The sequence below is a fragment of the Halomonas sp. 707D4 genome, assembly GCF_024158685.1.
GTDB lineage: Bacteria > Pseudomonadota > Gammaproteobacteria > Pseudomonadales > Halomonadaceae > Vreelandella.
The window spans coordinates 1-1,466 of the sequence record NZ_JAMZBD010000633.1 but is presented as its reverse complement, the minus strand read 5'-3'; the positions used below and the strand labels follow the sequence as shown (position 1 = coordinate 1,466).

At 65.1% G+C, this 1,466-nt stretch carries 2 protein-coding genes; one reads left to right on the top strand and one right to left on the bottom strand.

The features are described from left to right. Nucleotides 1-54: 54 nt before the first annotated feature. Nucleotides 55-549: a formate dehydrogenase subunit gamma gene (locus BIS11_RS17420; RefSeq protein ID WP_253421679.1), complete on the bottom strand. Its 495-nt coding sequence runs from the start codon at nucleotides 547-549 to the stop codon at nucleotides 55-57. Between the two features lie 139 nt (nucleotides 550-688). On the opposite strand from BIS11_RS17420, the gene BIS11_RS17415 reads away from it, so the two are divergent. Further along, the coding region (locus BIS11_RS17415; protein ID WP_253586702.1) for a substrate-binding domain-containing protein at nucleotides 689-1,466 on the top strand (778 nt) is incomplete at its 3' end.

Sequence of the window (1,466 nt, the reverse complement as noted above, 5' to 3'; positions counted from 1 at the left end):
CGTCGGCGCCCAGTGACAGGGCCGTCGTGTCGCGGGGAACGAAAACGCGAATGCTCATGCGCTCACCTCCAGCGGCCGGGTCTGCAGCTCGTCGAGCAGTTCGTCGAAGGCTTCCTCGGTCACGCGTCCGCGTACCTGGTCGTCGACGCGAATCGACGGGCCGCAGGCGCAGTTGCCCAGACAGTAAACGGCTTCTAGCGTGATCTCGCGATCCGGCGTGGTCTGGTGGTAATCCACCCCCAGGCGCGCCTTGGCGTGGGCTTCGAGTTGGCGCCCACCCACCGACTGGCACGCCTCGGCGCGGCAGATCTGCACCACGTGGCGCCCCGGCGGGGTAGTGCGAAAATGGTGGTAGAAACTGATCACGCCGTGGATCTCGGCGCGGGTCTGCTGGAGCGAGGCGGCGATCAGGGCAATCGCATCGGTCGGGATGAAGCCGAAGCGGTCCTGCAGGGCGTGAAGAATCGGCAGCAGCGCGCCGGGCTTGTGCTTGAGCGCGTCGATCTCGGTTTGAATCGACGCCGACGACCATTCTGGAGACGGCTTCATGGTGTCTCTCCCGGTGCGGATTGTTTGTTATAAATATGCACGCTAATGCTTATTTGAAGTCGAGTCGAAAAGGCGTGCACCACGGTCGATGTCACGCTAGCATCAAGCTCATAACGACAAAATATGAAAGATGCTGCCAATGAAGAAAATCACCGTGCTTCCCACCTGGTGCTTTCGCGACGAGGCGGGCAACCCGCTGGACGTACAGCTGCTTCGCCTCTTGGGCGCGGTTCATCGACGAGGCAAGTTAACCCAGGCCGCCGAGGACGTGGGTATCTCATACCGGCATGCGTGGAACGTATTGCGCCAGGGCAACGCGTTTTTCGGTGTGGCGCTGGTCGAACTCAAGCGCGGGCGCGGCGCGCAGCTCACGCCGCTGGGTGACAAGCTTCTATGGGCGGAGCAGCGCGCCGTGGCGCGGCTGGGGCCGCAGCTCGAAAGCCTCGGCTCGGAGCTCAATCTCGCCATCGCCCGCGAGCAGCAGGGGGCGGTGTCGGTGCTGCGCCTGCACGCAAGCCACGGCTTCGCCGTCGAGCTTCTGCCCAGGCACCTGACGGCGCTGCCGCTGGACCTGCAGTACTGCAGTCCTCACGAGTCGCTTGCCGCGCTCGATCGCGGCAGCTGCGACGTGGCGGGCTTTCATCTACCGCGCGGTGCGGTGGGCGAGCGCATTCGCGCGAGCTACCACGAGCGCTTGAACCCCCGCGAGCATCGGGTGATCGGCTTCATCACCCGCACTCAGGGGCTGATGGTGGCCCCCAACAATCCGCTCGGCATCGAGGGCGTGGCATCGCTTGCGCTCGAGGGCGTGCGCTTCGTCAATCGCCAGGCGTCCTCCGGCACGCGCTCGCTGCTCGACGGCCTTTTGAGCGAGGCGGGCGTGGCGAGCACCGCCATTCGCGGTTTCGAAGTCGAGG